The 22,356-nt window shown below is 67.6% G+C and carries 21 protein-coding genes; 8 read left to right on the top strand and 13 right to left on the bottom strand.

Annotation, left to right across the window (positions count from 1 at the left end):
• Positions 1-43: 43 nt before the first annotated feature.
• The 3 genes from htrA to sigE all read right to left on the bottom strand — a co-directional run bounded on the left by htrA (position 44) and on the right by sigE (position 2,979).
• A complete protein-coding gene (gene htrA, locus AWC27_RS01935; RefSeq protein WP_085668941.1) occupies positions 44-1,561 on the bottom strand; it encodes a serine protease HtrA in 1,518 nt (505 codons plus the stop codon).
• Positions 1,562-1,653: 92 nt separating this feature from the next.
• Complete coding sequence (gene rseA, locus AWC27_RS01930) at positions 1,654-2,064, bottom strand: anti-sigma E factor RseA (protein ID WP_085668940.1); 411 nt, start codon at positions 2,062-2,064, stop codon at positions 1,654-1,656.
• A gap of 159 nt (positions 2,065-2,223) precedes the next feature.
• Positions 2,224-2,979 carry an RNA polymerase sigma factor SigE gene (gene sigE, locus AWC27_RS01925; protein ID WP_085668939.1) on the bottom strand — a complete coding sequence of 252 codons (756 nt, stop codon included), beginning with the start codon at positions 2,977-2,979 and terminating at the stop codon, positions 2,224-2,226.
• A gap of 187 nt (positions 2,980-3,166) precedes the next feature.
• Here sigE and AWC27_RS01920 point away from each other — a divergent pair, with 187 nt between their 5' ends.
• The gene (locus AWC27_RS01920) at positions 3,167-3,847 is read left to right on the top strand and encodes an O-methyltransferase (protein WP_085668938.1); all 681 of its coding nucleotides are present in this window, start codon (positions 3,167-3,169) and stop codon (positions 3,845-3,847) included.
• Here AWC27_RS01920 and AWC27_RS01915 read toward each other — a convergent pair.
• Positions 3,844-4,044, bottom strand: a complete 201-nt coding sequence (locus AWC27_RS01915; protein WP_085668937.1) for a hypothetical protein — start codon at positions 4,042-4,044, stop codon at positions 3,844-3,846. The genes AWC27_RS01920 and AWC27_RS01915 overlap by 4 nt on opposite strands.
• Positions 4,045-4,097: 53 nt before the next feature.
• On the opposite strand from AWC27_RS01915, the gene AWC27_RS01910 reads away from it, so the two are divergent.
• The 5 genes from AWC27_RS01910 to AWC27_RS01890 are packed head-to-tail and all read left to right on the top strand — an operon-like array spanning position 4,098 to position 9,690.
• Complete coding sequence (locus AWC27_RS01910) at positions 4,098-4,745, top strand: TetR/AcrR family transcriptional regulator (protein ID WP_085668936.1); 648 nt, start codon at positions 4,098-4,100, stop codon at positions 4,743-4,745.
• A complete protein-coding gene (locus AWC27_RS01905; protein ID WP_085668935.1) occupies positions 4,735-5,652 on the top strand; it encodes an ABC transporter ATP-binding protein in 918 nt (305 codons plus the stop codon). The genes AWC27_RS01910 and AWC27_RS01905 overlap by 11 nt, the downstream gene beginning before the upstream one ends.
• A complete protein-coding gene (locus AWC27_RS01900) occupies positions 5,649-7,292 on the top strand; it encodes an ABC transporter permease (RefSeq protein WP_139836706.1) in 1,644 nt (547 codons plus the stop codon). Before AWC27_RS01905 ends, AWC27_RS01900 begins: the two co-directional genes overlap by 4 nt.
• Entirely contained in the window at positions 7,289-7,963 is a 675-nt protein-coding gene (locus tag AWC27_RS01895; RefSeq protein WP_085668934.1) for a methyltransferase family protein, read from the top strand. The genes AWC27_RS01900 and AWC27_RS01895 overlap by 4 nt, the downstream gene beginning before the upstream one ends.
• 26 nt (positions 7,964-7,989) lie before the next feature.
• Complete coding sequence (locus AWC27_RS01890; RefSeq protein ID WP_085668933.1) at positions 7,990-9,690, top strand: CocE/NonD family hydrolase; 1,701 nt, start codon at positions 7,990-7,992, stop codon at positions 9,688-9,690.
• Here AWC27_RS01890 and glgC read toward each other — a convergent pair.
• A complete protein-coding gene (glgC, locus tag AWC27_RS01885; protein WP_083114645.1) occupies positions 9,687-10,901 on the bottom strand; it encodes a glucose-1-phosphate adenylyltransferase in 1,215 nt (404 codons plus the stop codon). The genes AWC27_RS01890 and glgC overlap by 4 nt on opposite strands.
• A 243-nt stretch (positions 10,902-11,144) precedes the next feature.
• Here glgC and glgA point away from each other — a divergent pair, with 243 nt between their 5' ends.
• Positions 11,145-12,308 (top strand): glycogen synthase, encoded by a 1,164-nt coding sequence (gene glgA / locus AWC27_RS01880; RefSeq protein ID WP_085668932.1) that lies wholly within the window; start codon positions 11,145-11,147, stop codon positions 12,306-12,308.
• Positions 12,309-12,315: 7 nt separating this feature from the next.
• On the opposite strand, the gene AWC27_RS01875 is transcribed toward glgA, so the two are convergent.
• The 7 genes from AWC27_RS01875 to AWC27_RS01845 all read right to left on the bottom strand — a co-directional run bounded on the left by AWC27_RS01875 (position 12,316) and on the right by AWC27_RS01845 (position 17,977).
• Positions 12,316-12,483, bottom strand: coding sequence for a DUF3117 domain-containing protein (locus AWC27_RS01875; protein ID WP_003406247.1), 168 nt, complete (start codon positions 12,481-12,483; stop codon positions 12,316-12,318).
• 177 nt (positions 12,484-12,660) lie between these two features.
• Entirely contained in the window at positions 12,661-13,242 is a 582-nt protein-coding gene (locus tag AWC27_RS01870; RefSeq protein WP_085668931.1) for a DNA-3-methyladenine glycosylase I, read from the bottom strand.
• The gene (locus AWC27_RS01865) at positions 13,239-13,586 is read right to left on the bottom strand and encodes a DivIVA domain-containing protein (protein ID WP_085668930.1); all 348 of its coding nucleotides are present in this window, start codon (positions 13,584-13,586) and stop codon (positions 13,239-13,241) included. The genes AWC27_RS01870 and AWC27_RS01865 overlap by 4 nt, the downstream gene beginning before the upstream one ends.
• Before the next feature lie 42 nt (positions 13,587-13,628).
• The gene (locus tag AWC27_RS01860) at positions 13,629-14,594 is read right to left on the bottom strand and encodes a glucosyl-3-phosphoglycerate synthase (protein WP_085668929.1); all 966 of its coding nucleotides are present in this window, start codon (positions 14,592-14,594) and stop codon (positions 13,629-13,631) included.
• The gene (folP, locus tag AWC27_RS01855) at positions 14,591-15,475 is read right to left on the bottom strand and encodes a dihydropteroate synthase (protein WP_245846777.1); all 885 of its coding nucleotides are present in this window, start codon (positions 15,473-15,475) and stop codon (positions 14,591-14,593) included. The genes AWC27_RS01860 and folP overlap by 4 nt, the downstream gene beginning before the upstream one ends.
• A 138-nt stretch (positions 15,476-15,613) precedes the next feature.
• Positions 15,614-17,395, bottom strand: a complete 1,782-nt coding sequence (fadD6, locus tag AWC27_RS01850) for a long-chain-acyl-CoA synthetase FadD6 (protein WP_085668928.1) — start codon at positions 17,393-17,395, stop codon at positions 15,614-15,616.
• Positions 17,396-17,413: 18 nt separating this feature from the next.
• Positions 17,414-17,977, bottom strand: a complete 564-nt coding sequence (locus tag AWC27_RS01845) for a TIGR00730 family Rossman fold protein (protein WP_085668927.1) — start codon at positions 17,975-17,977, stop codon at positions 17,414-17,416.
• A gap of 88 nt (positions 17,978-18,065) precedes the next feature.
• Between AWC27_RS01845 and AWC27_RS01840 the strand changes: the two genes are divergently transcribed.
• The gene (locus tag AWC27_RS01840) at positions 18,066-20,216 is read left to right on the top strand and encodes an ATP-binding protein (RefSeq protein ID WP_085668926.1); all 2,151 of its coding nucleotides are present in this window, start codon (positions 18,066-18,068) and stop codon (positions 20,214-20,216) included.
• Here the strand turns inward: AWC27_RS01840 and AWC27_RS30770 are convergent.
• Positions 20,213-22,356 (bottom strand): PE family protein (locus tag AWC27_RS30770; RefSeq protein WP_169726690.1); only part of this gene is annotated, 2,144 nt, incomplete at its 5' end. The genes AWC27_RS01840 and AWC27_RS30770 overlap by 4 nt on opposite strands.

The raw sequence follows: 22,356 nt of genomic DNA, 5'->3' as shown, positions 1-22,356 counted from the left end.
CGGTGATGACCCGCTGGGCCCGGTTGCGCCGCGCTTGCGATCATCACGAGCTCGTATCGGCGTCGGGTTTGACCGTCAGCGTCACGTGGCGACCGTCGCGGACCACCTCGATCGGTGCGTCCTGACCGATCATCAGCTGCCGTACCGCCACCACGGCTTCGTCGGAGTCGGCCACCTTGCGGTTGCCGATCTTGACGATCACGTCGTTTTCCAGGATTCCGCCCTTCTGCGCGGGGCTGCCGGCCTTAACGTTGGCCACCTGGGCACCCGATGCGATTGCGTTGCTTACCGACCGGGTGCTGATACCCAGCGTCGGGTGCACGATCTTGCCGTCTTTGATCAGCGTTTGCGCAACGAATTTCATCTCGTTGACCGGAATGGCAAAGCCCAGCCCGCTGGCGCTGTCCGACAACGACTTACCGGCGGTATTGATCCCGATCACCTGCGAATCCATGTCGATCAGCGGACCACCGGAGTTGCCGTGGTTGATCGAGGCGTCGGTCTGCAGGGCGTCGATGACGGTGTCGGTGTCAGAGCCCTCCCCCGACAACGGCACCGGCCGGTGCAGCGCGCTGATGATCCCGTGCGTAACCGTGCTGCGCAGCCCCAACGGCGCGCCTGCGGCGAGGACCTCGTCGCCGACGCGCACCTTGTCCGAATCACCGAGTCTGGCCACCGTCAGGTTGTCGACGTTGTCGACCTTGAGAACGGCCAGGTCGGTCTTGGGGTCGCGGCCCACCAGGTTGGCTGGGACTTCCTTGCCGTCGTTGAACACCACGGTGGTCTTGAATCGGCTGGGGTTGTTAGCGGCCTCGGAGATCACGTGGTTGTTGGTGACGATGTAGCCGCGGCCGTCGATGATGACGCCGGAACCCTGCATGCCCTCCTGGTCGCTCTTGGACTCGATGGTCACCACGGCGTCGGCGATGGCGGCCGCGACCTTGGTGAACCGGCCGGCCGGCTCTTGGGCGTTGCCATTGGTGGACAGCGTCACCTTCGAGGTGGTGAACGCCTCGACGACTTCGGCGGTCTTACGGCCGACTACCCCACCGATCACGCCGATGACCAGCGCGATCAGCAGCAGGACGGCCAGCGCTAGGTAGGAAACCTTGCCGCCGAACAGCACGTCGCGCACACCGAGCTTGCCGGTGTAGCCCAGCGAGCCCGGTGGCGCCGGCGGTGGTACGGCCGGGGTGCCCAGTGCCGCCGCGGCCGACGGATCACGCCACGGATCGTCGGGTTCGTCAGAATCGGTGCCGTCCTTTTCGGCGGCCAGCGCCCCGGCGTCGATCGGATGGCGCTGCAGCGAGTCGGTGCCGCCGAACGGACGGCTGAACGCCTCCTCCAGCACCGGGTCGGCCGGCTGATCGTGGGGCCGGAATTCACCCTGATCCCGATACTTCGGGGGGCGGACCCGTTCTGCCACAAACGATCCCTGCTGCCCGGACGGGCGCCCGAACGCCTGACGGGATGCCGGGTCCACCGGTGGCCGGGAGATGGGGCGCGGCGCTAGGCGGGAGCCGCCGTCTTGGCCACCGTTATTGCCTTGGTCGGAGGTCATGCATCCTCTTCTGAACGTTCTGAGCGTCTGATGCGGTCTAGACAGGGCTTACATCCGCCGTGCGGGCACGGCGTTTGTTCGTGTCCACCCTACTAGCGGGGCTTCCGCTGGTCGCGCGCCTCGCGGTCCGCAAGGCCGTCGGTGCAGCTGTCGGATAGCGGCGCTGGGTCGTCGACCGGGTGATGCGGAATCTGGGACAGTAGTCCGAGCAGCGTGCTGGGAATCCGGATCGGATGCGAGTCGCGCAGCGCGGCACGCGCGCGGCTGTGGTCGTCCACCTCGGCCGCGCACTGCGGGCACAGCGAGAGGTGGTGCGCGGCGCGTAGATGCGCGTTCATCCGCAACTCACCGTCGACGAACGCCGCAATGGCCTCAATGGACAGGTGCTCGGTGGAACGGAACCGGCGGGCGCCCACGGGCGCATCACTTTGGGAGGCGAATTGCGCCGGGAGCCAGGAGAACGCGCGCCGAAATACATGTCCCATGTTTTCAGGGCCGGCCATCCTCCCGCTCCCTTCCTACATGTTCGAGCCGTCGGTAACTCGAATGTAGCGCGGCGCGGTGCTTGATAACCATCATCAGCGGCTAAAACCCCAGGATTTGCGACCAGTTGGCAACCATCCAGTGGCCAAACAGATGAACTCGGCGGCTAAGCGGTTCGCTTAGCTGGCCGAGGGGTACAGCTCACCGCGCTCATGATGGGCGGCCAGGTAATCGCGCAGGGCCTGACGGCCGCGGTGGATCCGGCTGCGCACCGTGCCCAGCTTCACGCCTAGCGTCGCGCCGATCTCCTCGTAGGACAGACCCTCGATGTCGCAGAGCACCACTGCGGCACGAAATTCCGGCGGCAGCGAGTCCAGCGCGGCCTGCAGGTCCGGCCCCAGCCGCGAGTCGTGGTAGATCTGCTCGGGGTTGGGTTCGTCGGCGGGCACCCGGTCGTAATCCTCGGGCAGGGCCTCCATCCGGATACGCGCCCGCCGGCGGACCATGTCCAGGAACAGGTTCGTGGTGATCCGGTGCAGCCAGCCCTCGAAGGTGCCGGGCTGGTAGTTCTGCACCGAGCGGAACACCCTGATGAAGGTTTCCTGCGTCAGGTCCTCGGCGTCCTGCTGGTTGCCCGAGAGCCGATACGCCAGCCGGTACACCCGGTCGGCGTGCTGGCGCACCAGCTCGTCCCACGACGGCATGGTGGCTTTATCCCCGGTCGCGTCGAAGACGGCGGTGCCGTGGAGTGTGTCAGACGGCTCGACCCACTCATCGTCACGGATCTGTTGAGGATGAGACATGGTGGTCGGGCTCAAGGTAGTGATAATTGGTTCCTCCGCATTTCCCTTGCGATCAAGGGTTGGCATTTCTTCATCCGCCGAAACACGGAGTTGCCAATCCGTATTCCCGGTCCAGCGTCCGCCGCGTTCCATACCGATACCGTCGCGTACCGGCGTATGGGCGACATAGGAGCAATCTGAGGTTTAGCTGAGAAACCATACTGTTACCCACGTTATCCAGCAGTTATGAAGTTCAAAGTTATCTTGGCCGCGCCGCTGCTCCCGGGCGTGTCTCGCGCGCCTGCCCTGCTGCGTCGCGAATTCGACATACGCTGCGGACATGGCCAGCACCGACGACAAAACCCCCGGCCAGGAGGCCCCGACTAGGGCGCCCAGTCGCGCAGAGGCACTCTCGGCGCACGCAGAAGAGTCGATATCCGAAGACGCGATCGTGGCCGGCGCTCGCGAGCGGGCGGTGGAGATAGGCGCCGGAGCGGTGACCCCGGCCGTGGGCGCGCTGCTGAGCTTGCTGACCAAGCTCAGCGGCGGCAAGGCGGTCGCCGAAGTGGGTAGCGGAGCCGGCGTCAGCGGCCTGTGGTTGCTCTCGGGCATGAGCGACGACGGCGTTCTTACCACCATCGACATCGAGCCGGAATACCTGCGGCTGGCCAAACAGGCGTTCTCCGAGGCCGGCATCGGACCGTCGCGTACCCGGCTGATCAGCGGCCGGGCCCAAGAGGTGCTGACTCGTCTCGCCGACGAATCGTATGACCTGGTGTTCATCGACGCAGACCCGATCGACCAGCCCGAATATGTCGTCCAGGGCGTTCGGCTGCTGCGGCCCGGCGGCATCATCGTCGTGCATCGCGCCGCGCTTGGCGGGCGCGCCGGTGACCCCGCCGCGCGGGACGCCGAGGTGACCGCGGTCCGGGAGGCGGCGCGCCTGATCGCCGAGGACGAACGGCTCACACCGGCGCTGATTCCGCTGGGCGACGGCGTGCTGGCCGCCGTTCGCGACTAGCGATCGAACTGCGCAACCACGTTCGCCAGTTCGGCGCGAGTAGCGATTCCGGCCTTGCAGCTGGCGCGGTAGATGTCCCCTTCGACGTGTGCGACCGACAACGACAGGGCCTGTAGATCGTCAACCGCGGCTGCGCCGTCATCGGCGGCGACGCAGGCAACGACGGGGGCAACGGCCCCAACGGCGCCCCGGGGCAAGTCTGACCGACCCCTCTTGACGTTGTGCTGAACGTGCGTTTAATGTACTGAACATGCGTTCAGCCGACCTGACCGCCACCGCTCGAATCCGCGACGCGGCCATCGAGCAGTTCGGTCAGCACGGCTTCGGAGTGGGCTTGCGTTCCATCGCCGAAGCAGCCGGGGTGAGCGCAGCGCTGGTCATCCACCACTTCGGCTCCAAGGACGGCCTGCGCAAGGCCTGCGACGACTACGTCGCCGAAGAAATCCGTAGCGACAAGTCCGCCACGATCCAGTCCAACGACCCGGCCACCTGGCTGGGCGCGATGAGCGAGATCGAGTCGTACGCACCGTTGATGACCTACCTGGTACGCAGCATGCAATCCGGTGGCGAGCTGGCAACGCTGTTGTGGCAGCGAATGATCGACAACACAGAGGAGTACATGCAGGAAGGCGTGCGGGCGGGCACCGTGAAGCCCAGCCGCGATCCGCATGCCAGGGCCAAATATCTGGCCATCACCGGCGGCGGCGGTTTCCTGCTCTATCTGCAAATGCATGAAACGCCAACAGATTTGCGCGCGGTCCTGCGCGACTACGCCCGCGACATGGTGCTGCCCGCCCTCGAGGTCTATACCGAGGGCCTGCTGACCGATCGCACCATGTACGAGGCGTTTCTGGCCCAAGATTCCTCAAGTGATCTAGGAGACCCACATGTCAGTTGACAACGCACCGATCGATATCCACGGTCTTACCAAGCACTTCGGCGCGGTGCGAGCACTCGACGGCCTCGATCTGTCCGTGCGCGAAGGCGAAGTGCACGGCTTCCTCGGCCCGAATGGGGCCGGCAAGTCGACCACGATTCGCATCCTGCTGGGTGTCGTCAAAGCCGACAGCGGCAGCGTGCGGCTACTGGGCGGCGACCCGTGGGCCGACGCCGTCGAACTGCATCGCCAGATTGCCTATGTACCAGGCGATGTCACGTTATGGCCGTCGCTCACCGGCGGTGAGACCATCGACCTGCTGGCCCGCATGCGGGGCGGCCTCGACCAGAATCGCCGGGCTGAGCTGATCGAGCGGTTCGAACTCGATCCGCACAAGAAGGTGCGGACCTACTCGAAGGGCAACCGCCAGAAGGTGTCATTGGTATCGGCCTTCTCGTCGCGCGCCCGGCTGCTGCTGCTGGACGAACCGAGCAGCGGCCTGGACCCGTTGATGGAGAACGTCTTTCAGCAATGCGTCGCCGAGGCGCGCGACCGCGGCGTCACCGTCCTGCTGTCCAGCCACATTCTGGCCGAGACCGAGGCGCTGTGCGAGCGGGTGACCATAATCCAGGCCGGCAAGACCGTCGAGAGCGGATCGCTGGAATCCATGCGGCATCTCAGCCGTACCTCCATCAAGGCCGAGTTGATCGGCGACCCTGGCGATATCACCCGGATCAAGGGTGTGGCAGACGTCAGCGTCGACGGCTCGACGCTGCGGGCGCAGGTCGACAGCGAGAGCCTCGGCGAACTGATCAGGGTGCTCGGCGATGCCGGGGTGCGCAGCCTGGTCAGCCAACCGCCGTCGCTCGAGGAGCTGTTCCTGCGGCACTACAGCAGCAACGGCCAGCAGCAGGTGCCAGCGCTATGAGCACCGCAATTCTGGACCGCCGTAACCACGCGCAACCCCTTGGGCCGCAACGTGGTTCGAACTTCACTGGCACGATCGGGTTGCTACGCCTGTACTTGCGCCGGGACCGGGTCGTGTTGCCACTTTGGGTGTTTCTGCTATCGGTGCCGCTGGCTTCGGTCTACATCGGCAGCATCGAAAAGGTGTACCCCACCGAGGCCGACCGCGCGGGCTTCGCGGCCTCGATCATGGCCAGCCCCGCCCAGCGCGCGCTCTACGGCCAGGTCTACAACGACAGCCTCGGCGCGGTCGGCATCTGGAAAGCCGGGATGTTTCACGTGCTCATCGCGGTGGCGGTCATCCTCACCGTCATTCGGCACACCCGGGCGGACGAGGAGACCGGCCGGGCCGAGCTGATCGACTCGACCGCGGTCGGCAGGTACGCCAGCCTCACCGCAGCCTTACTGCTGTCATTCGGGGCGTCGATCGCTACCGGGGTGATCGGCGCGGCCGGGCTACTCACCACCAGCGTCCCGCCGGCCGGATCGCTGGCCTTCGGCGCGGCCCTGGCCGCCTCGGGACTGGTCTTCACCGCGGTGGCCGCCGTAGCGGCGCAGCTGTCGCCCAGCGCCCGGGTCGCGCGCGGGTTCGCGTTCGCGGCGCTGGGCACCGCATTCACGCTGCGCGCGGTCGGCGATGCCGGCACCGGCGCGCTGTCCTGGTTCTCGCCGCTGGGCTGGTCACTGCAAGTGAGACCCTATGCGGGCGACCATTTTTGGGTACTGTCACTGCATCTGGTCACCGCAGCTGTCCTCACCGCGGTGGCGTACCGACTGCTGGCCGGCCGCGACGTCGGCGCCGGACTGATCGCCGAACGCGCCGGACGGGGCGCCGCCGCAGCCTCGCTGGGCAATGCCTTCGGGCTGGCCTGGCGGCTGGACCGTGGCACGCTGCTGGTGTGGACGGTGGGCCTCGGCCTCTACGGTTTATTGATCGGCAGTGTGGTGCACGGCATCGGTGACGAACTGGGCGGCGGCACGGCGGCCCGCGACATCGTGGCCCGCCTCGGTGGCACCGGCGTTCTGGAGCAGGCCTTCATCGCGGTGGGCTTCAGCATGCTGGGTATGGTCGCAGCGGCCTTCGCGGTCTCGCTGACGCTGCGCCTGCACCAGGAGGAGACCACACAGCGAGCCGAAACCCTACTCGCCGGAGCGGTCTCCCGGACTCGTTGGCTGGCAAGCCATTTGGTGATCGCATTAGCCGGATCCGCGGCGGCGATCCTGATCTCCGGGTTGGCGGCCGGGCTGGCCTACGGCATGGCCGCCGGCGACATAGCCGGGAAGCTGCCCACCGTTGTCGGCACCGCGGCCGTGCAGATACCCGCCGTCTGGCTGCTGTCGGCGGTGACCGTCGGGCTGTTCGCAGTGGCGCCGCGCTTCACGCCGGTGGCCTGGGGCGTGCTGGTCGCGTTCATCGCCGTATACCTGCTGGGCTCGCTGTCGGGATCCCCGCAGTGGCTGCTCGACCTGGAGCCGTTCGCGCACACCCCGCGAGTCGGCAGCGACTTCACCGTCGCACCGGTGCTCTGGCTGCTGGCCGTCGACACCGTACTGATTACCTTGGCTGCCACCGCTTTTCGGCGAAGGGACCTGCGATCATGAAAACCGGTGTCAGAGCGCTCGTTTCAGGACTGAGCGGACTTATCGTATTCGGGTTTGTATTGTTCTATCCGGCCGGTACGTTTCACTATTGGCAGGCTTGGGTTTTCATCGCGGTCTTCGCGGTTGCAACAATCGTGCCGAGCATCTACTTGGCCCGGACCAACCCCGACGCGCTGCGCCGGCGCATGCATGCCGGACCGCGAGCCGAAACCCGAACCGTCCAGAGGTTCATCATCACCGGCGCCTTTCTGAGCATCTTCGCAATGATGGTGGTGAGCGCTCTGGACCATCGGTTCGGCTGGTCGTCGGTGCCCACTGCGGTCGCGGTCCTCGGCGACGCGCTGGTCGTGTTCGGACTCGGCATGGCCATGCTGGTGATCGTCCAGAACAGCTACGCGGCAGCGACCATCACGGTGGAGGCGGGCCAGCAGGTGGTCTCCACCGGGCTCTACGGCTTCGTGCGGCACCCGATGTACTTCGGCAATGTGTTTCTCATGCTGGGCATACCGCTGGCGCTGGGCTCGTACTGGGGACTGGTGATTTTCCTGCCCGGCCTGCTGGTCCTGGTGTTCCGCATCCTCGACGAAGAGCAGGCACTCACCCAGGAGCTGGACGGATATCGCGACTACACCCGCCGCGTGCGTTATCGGTTGCTGCCTTACGTGTGGTAGTCGCCGGTACGTTTTAAGGTAACGAGGTGGCGCGAGACCCCGCACCCGCCCTGGACCGGCCATGGCGACGTCCCGGCGCTTTACGGTATGCCAGAGCCCGAATCAGCGGCATCGCCAAACCACCTATCACGGTTACCGATGCACCGGCTGACCTGATCATCGAACGCGACGTCGAGGTACCCACCCGCGATGGCACGGTGTTGCGGATCAACGTCTTTCGAGAACAAGGTGCCGGGCCCGGACCGGTGGTCCTCAGCATCCATCCCTACGGCAAAGACGATCTGCCGAAGCGGCGGCGCAATAGGTGGACTTTCTCGCCGCAATACCGCGCACTACGCCAACCCAAGCCGGTGGCCTTCTCGGCGCTCACCGGTTGGGAGGCGCCCGACCCGGTGTGGTGGACCGCCCAGGGCTTCAGCGTGGTCAACGCCGACTCACGCGGCTGCGGACACTCCGACGGCACCGGAAACCTGCTGTCGCAACAGGAAGCAGAGGACACCTACGACTTGGTGCAGTGGCTGGCCGGCCAACGATGGACCGACGGGCGGGTGGTCATGCTCGGAGTCTCCTACTTAGCCATCAGCCAGTACGCCGTCGCAGCCCTGCAACCGCCTGCGCTTCGGGCGATCTGCCCGTGGGAAGGCTTCACCGACGCCTACCGCGACTTAACCTTTCCGGGCGGAATCCGGGAATCCGGCTTCACCCGGATGTGGTCTCGCATTTTGCGGCGTTCCACCCGCCAGACCTACGACCTGGAACAGATGCAGGACGAGCATCCGCTGCGCGACGACTTCTGGCGTTCGGTGGTACCCGACTTGTCGGCGATCAAGGTGCCGATGCTGGTGTGCGGCAGCTTCTCGGACAACAACCTGCACAGCCGCGGCTCGATCCGGGCATTCACCCGATCCCGATCCAGCCATGCCAGGCTCTACACGCACCGCGGTGGAAAGTGGGAGACCTTCTATTCCGAGGCCGCACAGGCCGAGCAGCTGGCGTTCTTCCGCAGCGTGCTGGACGGCAACGACGCCACTGCCCGCACGGTCCGGCTGGAAGTACGTGAGGATCGCGATACCGTCGCCGCAGTGCGTGAAGAGACTCAGTGGCCGCTGGACGGAACCTTTTGGCGGCCTTTGTATCTCGTCCGGGGCGGCCTGCTGGCAACCGGGCCGCCACGCACGGCGGGCAGTATCACGTTCGAAACTCGTTCTCGCGCAGCGGCATTCAGTTGGACGGTGCCCGAGGACATAGAGCTGACCGGCCCCATGGCCGCCCGGCTGTGGGTTCAGCTGGACGGGTGCGGGGACGCGAACCTGTTCGTCGGTGTGGAGAAGTGGCGCGACGGGAAGTTCGTCGGCTTCGAAGGGTCATACGGCTATGGCCGTGACCGCGTCGCCACCGGCTGGCAGCGCGTCTTGCTACGCGAGCTGGACGCCGAGCTCTCCCAGCCCTGGGATCCGGTGCCCACATTGGCGCGCACCAATCCGCTGATTCCGGGCGAGGTGGTCGCCGTAGATGTCGCACTGGGTCCGTCGGCTACGTTGTTCCGTGCCGGCGAGCAATTGCGGCTGGTGGTCGCCGGGCGGTGGTTGAGTCCCCGCAACCCGCTCACCGGCCAGTTCCCCGCCGCCTATCCCAATCCGCCGCGCGGGCTGGTGACGCTGCGCTGGGGTCCCCGCTACGACGCCCACCTGCTGATCCCGCAGATCGGCGCGCGGGGCGACGACTAAATCCAGACGCCCTTGCCCACCGCCACCACACCGCCGGCGCTGAGGGCGAAGCGTTCCCGGTCGCGCTCGAGGTCCACCCCGACCATCTCACCGGGCCCGACCACCACGTTCTTGTCCAGGATGGCGTGGCGTACCACCGCGCCGCGACCGACCCGAGCGCCCGGCATGATCACGCTGCCCTCCACGATCGCGCCGTCGTCGACGACGACATTGGACGACAGCACCGAATTGCGCACCGAGGCCGCCGAAATGATGCTGCCGGCGCCCACCACCGACTCCTGGGCGGAGCCGCCGTTAACAAACTTCGCCGGCGCCAGGTTCTCCGACTCGCCACGGATCGGCCAGCGCTTGTTGTACAGGTTGAACACCGGGTGCACGGACACCAGGTCCATGTGCGCGTCGTAGAACGCGTCGAGTGTCCCGACGTCGCGCCAATAGGCACGGTCGCGGTCGGTGGCGCCGGGCACCTCGTTGTCGTTGAAGTCGTACACCGCGGCCATCCCGTCCTCGACCAATCGCGGGATGATGTCGCCGCCCATGTCGTGGTCGGAATGATCGTCGTCGGCGTCGGCGCGAATCGCATCGATGAGCACCTTGGTGGTGAAGATGTAATTGCCCATCGAGACGAACGTGGTGTTGGGGTCGTCGGGGGTGCCGGGCGGGTCCAGCGGCTTCTCGACGAAGTTGCGGATCCGGCCCGACTCGTCGGCGTCGATGCAGCCGAACGCACTGGCGTCGGTGCGCGGAACCCGGATGCCGGCCACCGTGGCCCCGGCGCCGCTGTCGATGTGGAACCGGACCATCTGCTCAGGATCCATGCGATACACGTGGTCGGCACCGAAAACAACTATGTAGTCCGGATCTTCGTCGTAGATCAGGTTGAGAGATTGATAGATCGCGTCAGCCGAGCCGGTGTACCAGCGCGGCCCCAGGCGCTGCTGAGCCGGCACCGGGGTGATGTATTCACCGGCCAGACCCGACAACCGCCAATTCTGCGAAATATGGCGGTCCAGCGAATGCGACTTGTATTGGGTGAGAACGCAGATCCTCAAGTACCGGGCATTGACCAGATTGGAGAGCACGAAGTCGATCAGCCGGTAAGCGCCACCGAAGGGAACCGCGGGTTTGGCCCGGTCCGCTGTCAACGGATATAGCCGTTTGCCCTCACCACCGGCCAAGACAACGCCCAGCACGTGTGGCAATTCCCTCATGGCCTCAAACCTATCGGCCAGGGCGAACCGCTGCCAGGGGGAACCCTTCGATCAAGTTCTCCTGACGGGCTGTCCGTCAAGGTATTTGGCCCTGTAAAGCCCAGTGCAGCCCAATAGAGCCCGGCGTAAGCCCACTGAACGTGACCATCGGGCCGTGATTGTCCGGCTCTCCGGCGCAAGCGGGGGGACCCCCACAACAGCCCGCCCTGCGGCCCGCATCGTCGCCGAACTACTTTGCTCACTATGCGGGTGGCGATGATGACTCGGGAGTACCCACCTGAGGTCTATGGCGGAGCGGGGGTCCACGTCACCGAACTGGTCTCCCAACTGCGGCGCTTGTGCGCGGTCGACGTCCATTGCATGGGCGCTCCCCGCCCCGGTGCCTTCGCTCATCAGCCCGATCCACGGCTGCATAACGCCAATGCCGCACTCACGACGCTGTCGTCTGACCTGCTGATGGCCAACGCCGCCAACGCAGCCACCGTCGTGCACTCCCACACCTGGTACACCGGCCTGGCCGGCCATCTGGCCAAACTGCTCCACGACGTCCCGCATGTGCTGACCGCCCATTCGCTCGAACCGATGCGGCCCTGGAAGGCCGAGCAGCTTGGGGGCGGCTACCAGGTGTCGACGTGGGTGGAAAAGACGGCGGTGCTGGGTGCCGACGCGATCATCGCCGTCAGCACCGGCATGCGCGACGACATGCTGCGGGTCTACCCGACGCTGGATCCCAGCGTGGTGCACGTGATCCGCAACGGGATCGACACCGAGGTGTGGTTCCCGGCCGGACCGGTACGCACCGGCTCGGTGCTGGCCGAGCTCGGAGTCGATCCGGACCGGCCGATCGTGGCGTTCGTCGGGCGGATCACCCGCCAGAAAGGCGTCGCGCACCTCGTTGCGGCCGCCCACCGATTCAGCCCGGAGGCCCAGGTGGTGCTGTGCGCCGGGGCACCCGACACTCCCCAGATGGCCGATGAAGTGCGGTCCGCGGTGACCAGGCTGGCCCGCAACCGCACCGGCGTGTTCTGGATCAAAGACATGCTGCCCATCGGCAAACTACGTGAAATACTCTCTGCGGCAACAATTTTCGTATGCCCATCGATCTACGAGCCGTTGGGCATCGTGAACCTGGAAGCAATGGCCTGCGCTACCGCCGTGGTGGCCTCAGATGTCGGCGGCATACCCGAAGTGGTCGCCGACGGGATCACCGGCTCACTGGTCCACTACGACCCCGCGGACCCGGCCGGTTACCAAGCCAGACTGGCCGATGCCGTCAATGCCCTACTTGCCGACCCAGCCCGCGCCCAGCGCTACGGCCACGCCGGACGCCAGCGCTGCATCGAAGAATTTTCCTGGGCACACGTCGCCGAGCAGACCCTGGACATCTACCGGAAGGTGTGCACGTAACCCAGACCTAGCTGGTCACGCCCTTGAGCTCGTCACCCAGTGCGGCGGCTTCGTCGGGCGTCAGCTCGACGACGAGGCGGCCACCGCCCTCAAGTGGTACCCGCATCACGATGCCGCGCCCCTCCTTGGTTGCTTCCAGAGGACCGTCGCCGGTCCGGGGCTTCATCGCCGCCATCGAGTGCTCCCTCCAGATTCGAGCTGGCCCGCTGTCACGGACCTGGTCGGCGCCGAGCATGCCCCGCCGGTGAATTTCCAGCCATACCCGACATTGAACTGCCAAATCACCCCTCTATTGTTCCCTATCCGGGTCATCAGGTGCACAAGACCCGCTTTCTCGGGTCTTAACGGGGTATCAGTGAGTTGTCGGAGCCACCCAACAGTCGCGGATGTGATCGTCGACCATTCCGGTCGCCTGCATCAGCGCGTACGCGGTCGTCGGCCCGACGAAACGAAACCCCCGCCGTTTCAGTTCCCGCGCCATTGCCTTGGATTCCGCACTGGCCGAAGGGATTTCAGATAGATCGGCGAACCGCGGCCGGGCCGGCGGCGCGAACGACCATAGCAGCTCGGACAGCTCTTGCGGCGACCCCAGCTCGGCCGCGGCGCGGGCGTTGGCGATCGTCGCCTCGATCTTGGCCCGGTTGCGAACGATTCCCTCGTCGGCCAGCAAGCGTTGCACATCGGCGTCGGTGTAACGGGCCACCTCGTCGATGTCGAACCCGGAGAATGCGCGCCGGAAGTTCTCCCGCTTGCGCAATATGATCAGCCACGACAACCCGCTTTGGAACGCCTCGAGGCTCATCCGTTCGAAAAGCGCCTGCCCGCTGCGCACCGGACGGCCCCACTCCTGGTCGTGATAGTCGCGGTACAGCTCGAAATCGGGTCCGGGACGAACCTGCGCCCACCCGCACCGAACCAGGGCGTCATCGGTCATGTGGCGTCCTGGTGGTCCTCAGCGTCCTCGGTGTCCTCAACGTCCCCGGCGTCGCTCTGGCCGGCCTGGACCGCGGCCAACTGACCCCGCAGCACCTCCAATTCACGAGCGAGCCGGGCCAGCACCCAGTCCACCTCGCTGGTCTTATAGCCGCGCAGCACCTGGGTGAACTTCACCGCATCGACGTCGGCGCCGGTGACGCCGAACGCCGGCAGCACTGTTGCCGTCGTCGCCCGCGGCAGGGGCGGCAGCTGTTCGCCACGGCCGAACAGCAGGCTTGCCGCACCGAACAACACGACCGCGACCAGGACCAATACCACTAGATAGAGCAACAACAACGCCACGTCGTCGATCTTGCCTTATTAAAAAAACCGGGCCACTGACAATCAGCGGGGTCGCACCACGTTCATCGGCGGGCGGTCAGCCAGCGACACCGGCAAGGTGTGCTGGCTGTAGCCGTCACCGACGGGGAAGAACTGGGTCAGTCCCACTCCGGAGTCGGGGATTCCGCACCGCGACAGCAGGGTCGCGATCACCTGACGGCTCATCGCGCCCAACTCCTCCAGCGGCCGGTTGCGGTGCGCCCGCACGCCGAGGTTGACCTGTGCGATCGCGTCCAGGCCCAGCCGGTCGAAGGTATCGACCAGCAATCCGATCTCCACGCCGTAGCCCGGGGCGAACGGCAGCGAGGACAGCAACTCGCGGCTGGCCGCGTACTCCCCGCCCAGCGGCTGCAGCACGCAGCCCAGCTCGGGGCGTAGCGCCGCCAGCAGGGGACGCGCCACCAGCTCGGTGACCCGCCCACCCCCGGTCGCCCCGGCACGCCCGCTCGCATCGCTGACCGACAGCGGCCGCCGGTAAAAGCTCTTGACCAGGTGGATGTTCTCGCCGGTAAGCAGCGGGCCGACCAGCCACGGGACGAACATCGGATGCGGGTTGACCAGGTCGGAGTCGACGAAAACCACGATGTCGCCGCAAGTGGCCGCCAGGGAGCGCCACAATGCCTCACCCTTGCCCGGGCGCGCCGGAAGTTCGGGCAACGCCTGTTCGCGGCTGACCACGCGGGCCCCGGCGGCGATGGCACGGATCTCGGTGTCGTCGGTGGAGCCGGAGTCGAGCACGACCAGTTCGTCGACCAGCCCATCAACCAGCGGTGAGATGCTGTCGATCACCGATTCGATGGTTTCTTCCTCGTTGAGGGCGGGCAGCACCACCGAGATCGTGCGCCCGGCCTTGGCCGCCACCAGCTCGCTGACCGTCCAGCGCGGACGGTTCCAGCTGCGCTTGGCCAGCCAGGTGTCCCCGGGCAGCGCGACCAGGGCACCGTCAACGATCAGCTCCGACGCCGTCATGCCAGCCCCCTTACCGTGCGCGCCGGCGCTCGCGTCCCCTGGATTGACGCCACCATCTCCAGCACCCGACGGGTGGCCGTGACCTGGTGCACGCGGAACATCCGCGCGCCGGCGGCCGCCGCCAGCGCGGTGGCAGCCAGCGTCCCCTCGAGCCGTTGGGTCAAGTCCACGCCAAGAGTCTCCCCGACTACGTCCTTATTGCTCAACGCCATAAGCACAGGCCACCCGGTCTTAACAAGATCGTCCACGTGCCGCAACAGCAGCAGCCCGTGGAAAGTGTTCTTGCCGAAATCGTGGGCCGGGTCGATCAGCACCCGATCGCGGGCTACGCCGGCCGCGACCGCCCGCTCGGCAGCGGCGGTGACCTGGCGAATCACGTCGTCCACCACGCCGCGGGTAGTCGTACCGTAACTCACCCGGAACGGCCGGGTGCGGGGCAGCGCGCCACCGGTGTGCGCGCATACGAGTCCGGCGCCGAATTCGGCCGCCACCTCGGCGATCCCGGGATCGATGCCGCCCCAGGTGTCGTTGATCAGGTCAGCCCCCGCGGCGCAGGCCAGCCTGGCCACCTCCGAGCGCCAGGTGTCGACGCTGATCAGCTGGTCAGGGTAGGTGCCGCGGAGCCACTCGATGAAGGGCACCAGCCGGGCGATCTCGGTGTCGGCGTCGACGTTCTCACCGGGCCCGGCCTTGACGCCGCCGACGTCGATGACGTCAGCACCCTCGGCAATTGCCTGGTGGACGGCTTCTCGAGCCGCCGCGTCGGTGAACGTCGCACCCTTGTCGAAGAACGAATCCGGGGTGCGGTTGACGATCGCCATGATCAGCGGGCGATCCCCCGCCACCGGGCGACCGCAGAGTGTCGAACGCACGCCCTCCATAGTGGCACCGCCGCAAAGGCCCTCACCCCGACCCCAACCGTGATAGCGCCGGCTACATATCGCGCTTCAAAAGGGGCGTGCCGACTCTCTCCGGGGCTGGTGTGACGGATGTCGCCGGTGTTGGCCGCCGCCGCGGCATCACCCCTGCGGGCGCTTGCCGGCCGCCACTTCCTCGGCGTACTCGGGATAGAAGGGCACGTAGCCCTCCTTGCGGCCGGCCAGTACGTACAGCGGGTCCTCGATACCGGAGCCGTATGCCTGGTTGCGCAGGTCCACCTTGCGGCTCTTGAACGTCGTGGTGTGCTCCATCGACTCGACCACCCGCACGAAGAGCGGAAGTGCATACGAGGGCAGCCGCGTATACACCGCGCGCGCCAGGGACTGTCCGTCGAATTCGGCGCCGTCGCGCAGCTTGACCGCGGCCATCCCGGCCCGTCCCCCGGTATTCGGTACCTCGACGCCGTAGACGGTGACCTCCTCGATGGCGTGATCGGATGCCAACGCCGCTTCGACCTCAGTGGTGGCCACGTTTTCACCCTTCCAGCGGAAGGTGTCACCGAGCCGGTCGACGAAGGCGGCGTGGAACATGCCCTGCGGGCTCATCACGTCGCCCGTGTTGAACCAGCAGTCGCCATTCTTGAAGGCGTCGCGCACCAGCTTCTTTTCACTGGCCGCCTTATCGGTGTAGCCGTCGAACGGCTGGAGACGGTTGACCGGGCTGAGCAACAGGCCAGGCTGGCCGTCGGGCACCCGGCGGACCCGGCCGGACTCGTCGCGCACCGGGTCGCCGGTGTCCGGGTCGTACTCCACGTAAGCCAGCGGCATCGGCGAGATGCCGGTGCTGCCGGGCATGTTGAAGATGTTGATGAAGGCAGTGGTGCCTTCACTGGCCGCGTAGAACTCACATACCCGCTCGATGCCGAACCGCTGCGTGAACTCGTTCCAGATGTCCGGGCGCAACCCGTTGCCCGCGATGACCCGGACGTGGTGGGCGCGGTCGGTGGGCTTGGGCGGCTGGTTGAGCAGATATCGGCACACCTCACCGATGTAGATGAACGCCGTGGCGCGGTTGGCGATCACCTCGTCCCAGAACCGCGACGCCGAGAACGACTTGCCCAGCGCCAGCGTGGCCCCGGAATTGATCGTCGCTGACACCGCGACGGTCAGCGCGTTGTTGTGATACAGCGGCAGGCAGCTGTACAGCGTGTCGGAACTCCTCAGGCGCAGCCCGAGGCCGCCGAACGCCCCCAGCGCCTTCAGCCACCGATAGTGCGTCATCACGCTCGCCTTGGGATAGCCGGTGGTGCCGGAGGTGAAGATGTAGAACGCGGTGTCTTTGGCCCGCACGGCCGACGCGGAGGCGGGGTTGGTGGCCGGGGCCGTTTTGGAGAATCGGTCCACGTCCTCGATGGTCAGCACCTCACCAGCCGATCCCCCGGCGTCGGTGACCGCGCTGACCAGGTCGGACTCGGCGACCAGCACCTTGGCGTCGAGCAGACCCAGGCTGTGCGCCAGGACGTCGCCACGCTGGTGGTAATTGAGCATGCCGGCAATCGCACCGCACTTGACCACTGCCAGCATGGTCAGCACCGCGTTCGGTGAGTTGCGCAACATGACGCCGACGACATCGCCAGGGCCGACACCCCGGGCGGCAAGCACCGCGGCATACCGGTTGGCGACGGCATTCGCCTCGCGGTAGGTCAGCTCCTGCTCGCCGAACCGCAAAAAGACTCGGTTGCCGTAGCGAGCGGCCCGGTCCTGGAACACCGTACCGATCGAGCTCCTCGAGGTCGGGCGGGCAAGCAGACCGGTGCGTAGTCCGCGCGCAATCGACGGCGCGTCGGCTAGCAGCCCCGGGATGCGGGATGCGATATCAGTGAACTTGATCGTTGCGCGCGCGCTACCGTCGTTGTCCGACACTTAAGCGAAGCTACCCGTTCACGCAGGCGCGCACGCCTGCAGCGCCGCGTCCACCTCGTCGACCACCACCAGCCGGTCCAGCGCAAGCTGGGAGATGTATCCACTGTCGACCAAGCCGTACATCCAGGCGCGCAGGCCGTCGTAATGGCCCCACGGGTCGAGCATGACGATCGGCTTGTCATGCACCCCGAGGTATCCCTCGGTCCAGGTGTTCAGCAGCTCGTCCATCGTGCCGACACCGCCTGGCAACGCGATGAAAGCGTCGGCGTGATCTTCCATGATCAGCTTGCGCTCCCACATGGTGTCGGTGACGATCAGCTCGTCGGCGTCGTGGTCAGCCAGTTCCCGATACACCAGCATCTTGGGAATCACACCGATGGTGAAGCCGCCGCGGGCCCGCGCCGCGGACGCAACGGCCCCCATGGCCGAGACGTGTCCACCGCCCCAGACCAAGGTCCAGCCCCGCCCGGCAATCCCCTCGCCCAGTGTGGCGGCAAGCTCCAGCAGCTCTGGCTGGGTAGGTCCGGCCGCACAGTACACGGCTACCGTCCACTCACCAGGCACATCGCTTTTCGGGGACATATACCGAAAGGTAGACCAAATAGCGTGGGCGCCGGGCAAATTTGGGGCCATCCCCCGCCAAGTACATAGAGAGCCATAAAATTCGGCAGTGCCGATTCGATGGAACGTCCCTCAGCACGCGGCCGCTTTACAACAGCTCGACGTTGCCTTGAGCGACACCGCGCACCCTGGCGCCGCGGTGTTGGGACCCGACGGAGTCGGCAAATCCACCTTGGCCCGATTGGCCGCCGAGCAGTACTGCGCGCGGCACCCGTCGACCGTCACCCGCTGGGTGATCGGCACGCCGACCGAACGCGTCGTGCCCTTCGGCGCTTTCGGTCATCTGGTGGACATCACCGATCTCGGCAAACCGGCCGCGCTATTGCGAGCAGCCCGTTCGTCGCTGGTCCGCGCTGCCCAGGAGAGCGATCTGTTGCTCGTCATCGACGAGGCGCACGACCTGGACATCCTGTCGGCCACGCTGGTGTACCAACTGGCGCGGGCGGGCACGACGCGGATGATCGTCACCGCCCGCGCTGATGCGGCACCGGAGGCGATCGCCGCGCTGTGGACCGACGGTCTGCTGGACCGGATCGACGTCGCCCCGCCGGGCGGGGCGAACAAGGAATCCGAACCCGCCGATATCGACGAATTCCTCGCCGAGTTGCCGACGGCGGCGCGCTCGGTAATGGACTATCTGGCCGTTGAGGAGCCACTGTCGCTGGCCGATCTCACCGTGCTCGCCGGCGATGGGGCAGTGCAGCAGGCCGAAGAATTGGGCGCGGCCGAAACCCGGGTGCGCAGCGACGACGAGCCGATGGTGTACACCGCGCACCCGCTGTTCGCCGAACGCGCGCTCGCGGCGCTGGGCCGCGACGGCGTGCGACGCCGCCGCACCGAGTTGGTTACGCAGCTGTCCCAGCGGCCGTGCGAACACCTCAGCGACCGCTTGCGGCTGGCATCGCTGGCGGTGGACAGCGACGCGCCCCAGCCGGTGGCCGAGGTCGCCGAAGCCGCGCATCAGGCGTTGCGGCTGGGAGACCTCAAGCTTGCCGAGCGACTGGGCCGCTCGGCAGTGGATCGCTCAGGCGGGCTGGAAGCCCGGCTGATCTTGGCCCAGGCGCTGAGCTGGCAGGGCCGCGGTCGCGAAGCGAGCGCGGTGCTGGCCGCGGTGGATGCCGCGGAGCTGACGGAGACCGAACTGATGGCCTGGGCGCTGCCGCGGGCGGCCAATCAGTTCTGGATGCTCAGCGAGCCAGAGCGGGCTACCGCGTTTCTGCAGACCACCCGCAATCGGGTTACCGAGCCGACCGCGCGCACCACGCTGGACGCCCTTACCGCCACGTTCGCGATGAACTCCGGAAACCTGCAGCGGGCCATCACGCTGGCCACCGATGTGTTGTCCCGGCCATCTGTCAGCGACATGGCCGTAGCCTGGGCAGGCAGCGCCGCCGTGCTGTCCTCGGCGCGGATGGGCCGGTTGGGCGATGTGGAGCCGCTGGCCGAGCGGGCCTCGGCGGCCGAGCACCCCGGGGTGTTGCGGTTCACCGTCGGCCTTGGCCAGATCACGGCGCTGCTGATGGCCGGCGAGGTCGCAGCGGCCCAAGCACTGGCCCAGCGCTTCACCGACTTCGCCGAGCTGCAGCAACCCGGCCGGTCCATCGGTGAAGTCTTGCTGGCGCAGGTGCTGCTGATCAAGGGTGAATTCGCCGCTGCTGCAGCGCTTTTAGAGCCGGCCAGCGCCGAACTCGAACGCAGCGGCTATTCCTGGGGACCGCTTTCGCTGATGTTGTTGACGACCGCGATTGCGCAGCAGGGTGACATACCCGGTTCGGCAAGAGCATTGCGGCGAGCCGAGACTCGGCACGGAACCAAGTCGGCGTTGTTCGCACCGGAGCTGGGGCTGGCGCGCGCCTGGACCAGGGCGACCGCCCGGGACAAGACGGGCGCGCTCACCGCGGCCCGGGAGGCGGCCCGAACGGCCGAGCGCGCCGGGCAGTCGGCGGTGGCGCTGCGTGCTTGGCATGATGCGGTGCGATTGGGCGACGTCCGCGCGGTCGGCCCGGTGACCCAATTGGCCACCGAAATCGATTGTGCGATGGGCACTCTGGTCCTCAGGCATGCCCGCGCGCTGGCCGACGGCGATGCTGCGGTTTTGGGCTCAGTGGCCGAGGAGCTGGCGGCGATGGGAATGGCTGCCGCAGCCGCCGACGCGGCCCACGCCGCGCAAGCCGCGCGCGCCGCAGCTGAACGGTCCTAGAACGCCCCGCTGGCAATCGGCATCTGCCAACCGTTGAGTCCGTTGCTGCCAAGCAATCCGCCCGCACCGCCGACACCGGGGCTGCCATGGTTGATCGGTGGTGTCGGGTCAGCTCCGCCATTGCCCCCGTTGCCGCCGTTGCCGATCCCGACGGCGCCGCCGCCGTTGCCGCCCGCGCCTCCGGTTGTCGAGCCTTCCCCGCCTTCCCCGCCGTCGCCACCGTTGCCCAGTAGCTGGCCGGCCTTGCCGCCGTTGCCGCCGGCGCCACCCGCCCCGGTGTCACTGCCGGCGCCGCCGACCCCGCCGGCGCCACCATTGCCAAGCAGGGACGCGTGACCACCCGACCCGCCGGCGCCGCCATCAGTACCCGTTCCGCCGGCCCCACCGGCTCCGCCGCCGGAGAACAGCCAGCCGGCGTTGCCGCCGTCGCCGCCGGTCCCGCCAACCAAGCCGAATCCGCCGGTACCCCCCATCCCGCCAGAGCCGAACAAGAGCCCGCTGCTGCCGCCGTGCCCGCCCGCTCCTCCTGGGGTGACAAGAGCAAACCCGCCGTCGCCGCCAGCACCACCGGCACCCGCAACCAAGCCGCCGGCACCACCGAAGCCACCGGTACCACCGGCGACCCCGCCGGTACCGCCGTTACCTCCGCCAGCACCGACGAATCCGCCGAGCAGTCCGCCACTGCCTCCGGCTCCGCCGGCGGCAGCATCTCCGCCGGCGCCGCCGTTACCACCGGCACCGAACAACCCGCCGGCTCCGCCGTAACCGCCAGCACCGCCGACAACGCCAACGCCGCCCGTCGCGAGAGTGCCGCCGAAACCGCCGACTCCACCGTCGCCGAATAGCCAGCCGCCGGCCCCACCAGCGCCGCCAGCTCCGGCCTGGCCGCTGATCGTACTGCCGCCGGCACCACCGGCGCCGCCGGTGCCGAGGAGCCCTGCTGCCCCGCCGGCTCCACCATTGGCTCCCCCCGTACCGGAGCCGCCGGCCCCGCCGTCACCCAACAAAATCCCACCGGCCGTGCCGGCGCCCCCGCTACCCGCATCAGCCGGCAGACCGTTGCCGATCAAGGGACGCTTCAGTAGCGCCTCAGCAGGCGCATTGATCGCGCTGACTACTTGCTGCTGCAGCGTATGCAGGGGCGAGGTGCTCACCGGGGCGTTGAAGCCGTCCGCTCCCAACAGCATTCCGCTGGTGCCGCCGATCCCCGTCGCACCTGTGCCGAGGGGGCCGAGCCCGCCCCTTGCTGCATTGCCGCCGTTACCGATCCCGACGCCATTCCCACCGCTACCGCCGACCCCGCCCACGCCGTCGACGCTCGATCCACCGGCGCCGCCGGCACCGCCGTTGCCCAGCCACTGGGCCCCATTGCCTCCAGTGCCGCCAACGCCCCCGCCGCCGAAACCACCCAATCCCCCGGCACCGCCCGCGCCACCGTTGGAGATCAGCAAGCCACCCGTACCGCCGGCGCCACCGGCACCGCCGTTGCCGGCGCCACCGTAACCGCCTGTTCCCCCTATACCGCCGTTGGAGGCGAACAGCCCGGCGTCTCCACCCCTGCCGCCCACCCCGCCGTCGCCGAAGAGTCCGACACCGCCGTCGCCACCGGTCCCGCCAGCCCCGAACAGCAGTCCCGCCTTACCACCAGCGCCGCCGTCAGCACCGTCGAATCCTCCGGCCCCACCGGTGCCACCGGCACCACCGGAGCCACCAACCAGGCCGCCATTGCCACCGCTTCCGCCGACCCCAGCCGTAGCGCCGGTCCCACCTGCGCCGCCGTGGCCGCCGCCCGCGCCGACCAACCCACCCAGCGCCCCGCCGGTCCCGCCAGCGCCCCCTACTCCACCGACCGAGACGGTGCTGCTCACCCCATAACCGCCTTGCCCGCCAGCGCCGCCGGCTCCGAACAGTCCGCCGGCTCCGCCGACCCCTCCTGCTCCGCCGGTCACCGCGTTCAAGCCGCCGACGCCCATTGCGGTGCCCCCGGACCCGCCGGTCCCGCCGTTGCCCCAGAGCCAGCCGCCGGCCCCACCGGCGCCGCCCGCCCCGGCGGTCGCGGTGCCGCTGCTCGTTATCGCGCCGCCGGCGCCGCCGGCGCCGCCGGTTCCGATCAGGCCCGCAGCCCCGCCCCGTCCACCTG

It is taken from the genome of Mycobacterium szulgai (genome assembly GCF_002116635.1).
Classification (GTDB): Bacteria; Actinomycetota; Actinomycetes; order Mycobacteriales; family Mycobacteriaceae; genus Mycobacterium; species Mycobacterium szulgai.
This window is presented reverse-complemented; position numbering and strand designations above follow the sequence as displayed.

Bases quoted from the DNA above. Each gene is read 5' to 3' on its own strand.
- htrA (WP_085668941.1), bottom strand. From the start codon at position 1,561: ATGACCTCCGACCAAGGCAATAACGGTGGCCAAGACGGCGGCTCCCGC.
- rseA (WP_085668940.1), bottom strand. From the start codon at position 2,064: ATGGCCGGCCCTGAAAACATGGGACATGTATTTCGGCGCGCGTTCTCC.
- sigE (WP_085668939.1), bottom strand. From the start codon at position 2,979: ATGGAACGCGGCGGACGCTGGACCGGGAATACGGATTGGCAACTCCGT.
- AWC27_RS01920 (WP_085668938.1), top strand. From the start codon at position 3,167: ATGGCCAGCACCGACGACAAAACCCCCGGCCAGGAGGCCCCGACTAGG.
- AWC27_RS01910 (WP_085668936.1), top strand. From the start codon at position 4,098: ATGCGTTCAGCCGACCTGACCGCCACCGCTCGAATCCGCGACGCGGCC.
- AWC27_RS01905 (WP_085668935.1), top strand. From the start codon at position 4,735: ATGTCAGTTGACAACGCACCGATCGATATCCACGGTCTTACCAAGCAC.
- AWC27_RS01900 (WP_139836706.1), top strand. From the start codon at position 5,649: ATGAGCACCGCAATTCTGGACCGCCGTAACCACGCGCAACCCCTTGGG.
- AWC27_RS01895 (WP_085668934.1), top strand. From the start codon at position 7,289: ATGAAAACCGGTGTCAGAGCGCTCGTTTCAGGACTGAGCGGACTTATC.
- glgC (WP_083114645.1), bottom strand. From the start codon at position 10,901: ATGAGGGAATTGCCACACGTGCTGGGCGTTGTCTTGGCCGGTGGTGAG.
- glgA (WP_085668932.1), top strand. From the start codon at position 11,145: ATGCGGGTGGCGATGATGACTCGGGAGTACCCACCTGAGGTCTATGGC.
- AWC27_RS01875 (WP_003406247.1), bottom strand. From the start codon at position 12,483: ATGGCGGCGATGAAGCCCCGGACCGGCGACGGTCCTCTGGAAGCAACC.
- AWC27_RS01870 (WP_085668931.1), bottom strand. From the start codon at position 13,242: ATGACCGATGACGCCCTGGTTCGGTGCGGGTGGGCGCAGGTTCGTCCC.
- AWC27_RS01860 (WP_085668929.1), bottom strand. From the start codon at position 14,594: ATGACGGCGTCGGAGCTGATCGTTGACGGTGCCCTGGTCGCGCTGCCC.
- folP (WP_245846777.1), bottom strand. From the start codon at position 15,475: ATGGAGGGCGTGCGTTCGACACTCTGCGGTCGCCCGGTGGCGGGGGAT.
- AWC27_RS01845 (WP_085668927.1), bottom strand. From the start codon at position 17,977: ATGTCCCCGAAAAGCGATGTGCCTGGTGAGTGGACGGTAGCCGTGTAC.